This window comes from Nitriliruptor sp. (assembly GCF_040882075.1).
In the GTDB taxonomy this organism is placed as follows: Bacteria; Actinomycetota; Nitriliruptoria; order Nitriliruptorales; family Nitriliruptoraceae; genus Nitriliruptor.
Map to the genome: position 1 here is coordinate 1 of NZ_JBBEBZ010000047.1, position 4,707 is coordinate 4,707.

Annotated in this window: 5 protein-coding genes and 1 pseudogene; all 6 read left to right on the forward strand. The window is 69.9% G+C overall.

Annotation, left to right across the window (positions count from 1 at the left end; genetic code table 11):
* Nucleotides 1-890 (forward strand): S1 RNA-binding domain-containing protein (locus tag WEB03_RS02440; RefSeq protein ID WP_368069382.1); only part of this gene is annotated, 890 nt, incomplete at its 5' end.
* A gap of 106 nt (nucleotides 891-996) precedes the next feature.
* Complete coding sequence (gene coaE, locus WEB03_RS02445; protein WP_368069383.1) at nucleotides 997-1,632, forward strand: dephospho-CoA kinase; 636 nt, start codon at nucleotides 997-999, stop codon at nucleotides 1,630-1,632.
* Between the two features lie 83 nt (nucleotides 1,633-1,715).
* A complete protein-coding gene (gene uvrB, locus WEB03_RS02450; protein WP_368069384.1) occupies nucleotides 1,716-3,812 on the forward strand; it encodes an excinuclease ABC subunit UvrB in 2,097 nt (698 codons plus the stop codon).
* Nucleotides 3,813-3,821: 9 nt separating this feature from the next.
* Nucleotides 3,822-3,944, forward strand: coding sequence for a hypothetical protein (locus tag WEB03_RS02455; protein ID WP_368069385.1), 123 nt, complete (start codon nucleotides 3,822-3,824; stop codon nucleotides 3,942-3,944).
* Between the two features lie 93 nt (nucleotides 3,945-4,037).
* A pseudogene (locus WEB03_RS02460) lies at nucleotides 4,038-4,184 on the forward strand (ATP-binding cassette domain-containing protein); the annotation flags it as partial.
* 85 nt (nucleotides 4,185-4,269) lie between these two features.
* The gene (locus WEB03_RS02465) at nucleotides 4,270-4,608 is read left to right on the forward strand and encodes a DUF4162 domain-containing protein (RefSeq protein WP_368069386.1); all 339 of its coding nucleotides are present in this window, start codon (nucleotides 4,270-4,272) and stop codon (nucleotides 4,606-4,608) included.
* Nucleotides 4,609-4,707: the final 99 nt, after the last annotated feature.

Genomic DNA, 4,707 nt, shown 5'->3' on the forward strand with positions numbered 1-4,707 from the left:
TCGACAAGAACCGCAACAACGTCGTCCTCTCGCGGCGCAAGTTCCTCGAGGAGACGCAGTCCGAGTTCCGCAACGAGTTCCTGCGCTCGCTGCAGAAGGGTGAGATCCGCTCCGGCGTCGTCTCGTCCATCGTCAACTTCGGTGCGTTCGTGGACCTCGGCGGCGTCGACGGTCTCGTCCACGTCTCGGAGTTGTCCTGGAAGCACATCGACCACCCCTCCGAGGTCGTCGAGGTCGGCGACCAGGTCGAGGTCGAGGTGCTCGATGTGGACCTCGACCGCGAGCGCGTCTCGCTGTCGCTGAAGGCCACGCAGGAGGACCCGTGGCAGAAGTTCGCCCGCGAGCACGCGGTCGACGAGAACGTCGATGGCGAGGTGACCAAGCTCGTGCCGTTCGGTGCGTTCGTGAAGGTCGCCGACGGCATCGAGGGCCTGGTCCACATCTCCGAGCTGGCCGAGCGCCACGTCGAGGTGCCGGAGGCGGTCGTCAACGTCGGTGACAAGATCGAGGTCAAGGTCATCGACATCGACACGGTGCGTCGTCGCATCTCGCTGTCGCTGAAGCAGGCCCAGGCACCGACCGAGGGTGACGTCGCGCAGGACCCGTACGACCCGAACCCGGCTCCGGCCGTGTCGACGGCGTACTCGTCCGGCGGCGACGACACCGCTGCATCGGGCAGCAGCCTGGCCGCCGCGTTCGCCAAGGCCGGCTTCGGGGGCGACTCCGAGCCGACGCCCGAGGAGATGGCGCTGGCCGAGGCGGAGCTCCCCGAGGCTCCCGCTGAGGAGGCTCCGGCAGCTGAGGAGGCTCCGGCAGCTGAGGAGGCTCCCGCCGAGGAGGCACCGGCAGCTGAGGAGGCTCCCGCCGAGGACGACGAGCCCACGGCCTGACAGCACCCGCACCGACCGAGAGCCCCGGCCCCGCGCCGGGGCTCTCGGCTGTCGGGGCGGAGCTAGCCTCCGCAGCCTCGACCGTCCTGGGCGTGGAGGAGCAGCCGTGTACCTCGTGGGTCTGACGGGCGGTATCGGCAGCGGGAAGTCCACCGTCGCCGCTCGGCTCGGCGGCCGCGGCTGGCCCATCGTCGACGCCGATCAGGTCGCACGCGAGATCGTCGAGCCGGGGGAGCCGGCGCTGACCGAGCTCGCCGAACGCTTCGGCGCCGACGTGCTGCAGGCGGATGGGTCCCTCGATCGACCGGCGCTGGCCCGGCTCGCCTTCGCCGACGCGGCGTCCCGGTCGGCGCTCGACCGCATCACACATCCGCGCATCGCGGCTCGCATCGCGGAGTGGGTGGCGACGCTCGGCGCCGACGACACCGGACCGGATCCGTTGATCGCGGTCGTCGACCACCCGCTCCTGATCGAGACCGGGCAGGCGGGACGGTTCGATGAGGTGATCGTGGTCCTGGCCGACGAGGAGGTCCGGCTCGCGCGCTTGACCGGCGCGAGAGGTCTCGACGAGGACGATGCGCGTGCGCGCATGCGTGCGCAGACCGATGACGCGCGACGGCGTGCGGTCGCGACCCACGTGGTCGTCAACGAAGGCACGGTCGAGGAGCTCGAGCGCGCCGTCGATGCGGTGGCGGACCGGATCGAGGCTGCCGCCAGGTCCGACCGGGACGCGGGCGACTGAGAGCGGCCTGGGGTCGGTCCGTCGGCGGCCGGACGTGACCGGTGGCCACGGAGCCTGTCGCAGGCCGGGGGTACCGTCGGCCCATGGATCGTCCTCTCAGCCCCGACGGCGGACAGCGCCGCGCCACCCACCGCCACCTGCGCGACGACACCCCGTTCCGGGTCGTCAGCGACTTCTCGCCGGCGGGGGACCAACCGCGCGCGATCGAGCGGACCGTCGAGGCGTTCGAGGCGGGGGAGAAGGCCGTCACGTTGCTCGGTGCGACCGGGACCGGCAAGACGTTCACGGCCGCCAAGGTCCTCGAGCGCCTCCAACGTCCGTGCCTGGTCATCGCGCCGAACAAGACGCTCGCGGCCCAGCTCGCCAACGAGTTCCGCGACTTCCTGCCGGACAACGCCGTCGAGTACTTCGTCAGCTACTACGACTACTACCAACCCGAGGCGTACATCGCCTCGAGCGACACCTACATCGAGAAGGACTCGTCGATCAACGACGAGATCGACCGGCTGCGGCACCGGGCGACGATGGCGCTCCTGTCCCGCCGTGACGTGGTGGTCGTGGCGTCCGTGTCGTGCATCTACGGCCTCGGTTCGCCGCACGAGTACGAGGACCACATCCTGTGGCTGCGCTCCGGCGATGACTCGGTCGGGCTCGAGGCCGCCATGCGCAAGCTCGTCGACCTCCAGTACAACCGCAACGACCTGAACCTCGTCCGCGGCACGTTCCGGGTCCGCGGGGACACCCTCGAGGTCTTCCCCGCCGACGACGAACGCGCGCTCCGCGTGGAGTTCTTCGGTGACGAGATCGACCGCATCGTGCGGGTCGACACCCTCACCGGCGAGGTGTCCAACCCGGTGCGCGACGCCGGCATCTTCCCCGCGTCGCACTACGTGTCGTCCCGGCCCGCGCTCGAACGCGCCGTCCGCTCGATCGAGGCGGAGCTCGTCGAGCGGCTCGAGGAGTTCGAACGGGCCGGCAAGCTGCTCGAAGCGCAACGGCTCAAGATGCGCACCAACTACGACCTCGAGATGATCCGTGAGGTCGGGTCGTGCAACGGCATCGAGAACTACTCGCGGCACTTCGACGGTCGCGCCCCGGGTGAAGCGCCCTACACCCTGCTCGACTACTTCCCGTCCGACTTCGTGGTGATGACCGACGAGTCCCACGTCACCGTCCCACAGATCGGCGCCATGTACGAGGGGGACCGGTCCCGCAAGGACAACCTCGTCGACTACGGGTTCCGGCTGCCTTCGGCGCGTGACAACCGCCCCCTGATGTTCGACGAGTTCCTCGATCGCGTCGGCCAGCGGCTGTTCATCTCCGCGACCCCCGGCCCCTACGAGCGGCGTGAGTCCGACACCATCGCTGAGCAGATCATCCGGCCCACCGGGCTGGTCGACCCGCAGGTGGTGCTCCGCCAGACCAAGGGGCAGATCGACGACCTCATGGAGGAGATCCGCCAGCGCGTCGAACGCGACCAGCGGGTGCTCGTGACGACCCTCACCAAGAAGATGGCCGAGGACCTGACCGACTACCTGCTCGAGAACGGGGTACGGGTCCGCTACCTGCACTCCGACATCGACACCGTCCAGCGCGTCGAGATCCTCAAGAACCTGCGGCTCGGCGAGTTCGACGTCCTGGTCGGTATCAACCTCCTCCGCGAGGGCCTCGACCTCCCCGAGGTGTCGCTCGTCGCCATCCTCGACGCCGACAAGGAGGGGTTCCTGCGGTCGGCGACGTCGCTGATCCAGACCATCGGACGGGCCGCCCGGAACGTCGACGGTCAGGTGATCATGTACGCCGACCAGATCACCGCCGCGATGAAGCAGGCGCTCGAGGAGACCGACCGGCGGCGCGACAAACAGCTGGCCTACAACGCGGAACACGGCATCGATCCGCAGACCATCCGCAAGCGCGTCGGGGACATCCTCGCGGCCGTCCGCGCTGAGGAGGCCGGCGAGGACTACCAGCCGGCCGAGGCCAGCTCGGCGGGGGTGGGCCGTGACACGGCGGACGTCTCCGAGCTGCCGCAGGAGGACCTCGCAGCGCTCATCAAGCGCCTCGAGGAGGAGATGCACGAGGCGGCTGGCGACCTCCGGTTCGAGTACGCCGCGCGTCTGCGTGACGAGATCGGCGACCTCAAGCGCGAACTCGCCTCCATGGAGGCCGCCAACGTCTGATGTGGGGATGTGCGCCCCGACGCCGGCGAGGTCCGCGTGCTCGGTGAGGTGCTCACCCCTCGCCGCTCGACGGTGAAGCGGTACATCGGGCTCGTGCCTCAGACTCAGGAGCTGGCCGTCTACCCGGAGTGACCGCGCGGGAACCTGCGCTTCTTCGGCCGGCTCTACGGGCTCGGTGCCGGCGCTCTGGCTGCGCGGGTCGGCGAGGTCCTCGAGGTCACCGGGATCACCGACCGGGCCGACGACCGGGCCGATGAGTTCTCCGGAGGGATGAAGCGACGGCTCAACATCGGTGTCGGGCTGCTGCACCGACCGAAGCTGCTGATCCTCGACGAGCCGACCGTCGGTGTGGACCCGCAGTCGCGGAACGCCATCCTCGAGTCGGTCGAGCAGCTCTCCACCGCCGGTCTGGCGGTGCTCTACACCACGCACTACATGGAGGAGGCCGAACGGCTCTGTGACCGGCTCGCCATCGTCGACCAGGGGACCATCGTCGGCGAGGGGACCCGTCGGGAGCTCACCGACCGCGTGGGGGAGGGAGCTCGACCGCGTCCGGCTCGAGGTCGCGGGCGACGTCGCGGCAGCTGCGACCGCGTGTGACGCGGTCGAGGGCGTTGCCAGCGCCGACACCGATGGTCAGTCGGTGGTGTGTCTGCTGCGCGGTGCCGCTGCCGCGCTGCCCACGTTGCTCGGTGCCGTGGCCGCGAGCGGCGCGACCGTCACCGGGGTGGAGGTGCGCGAACCCGACCTCGAGGACGTGTTCCTGCACCTCACCGGTAGAGCGCTGAGGGACTGACCGTGCGTGCCGCGCTGCTCATCCTCGCCAAGGACCTGCGCCTGCGGGTCCGGGACCGCAGCGTGTTCCTGTTCGCCTTCGTGGTCCCTATCGGCCTCA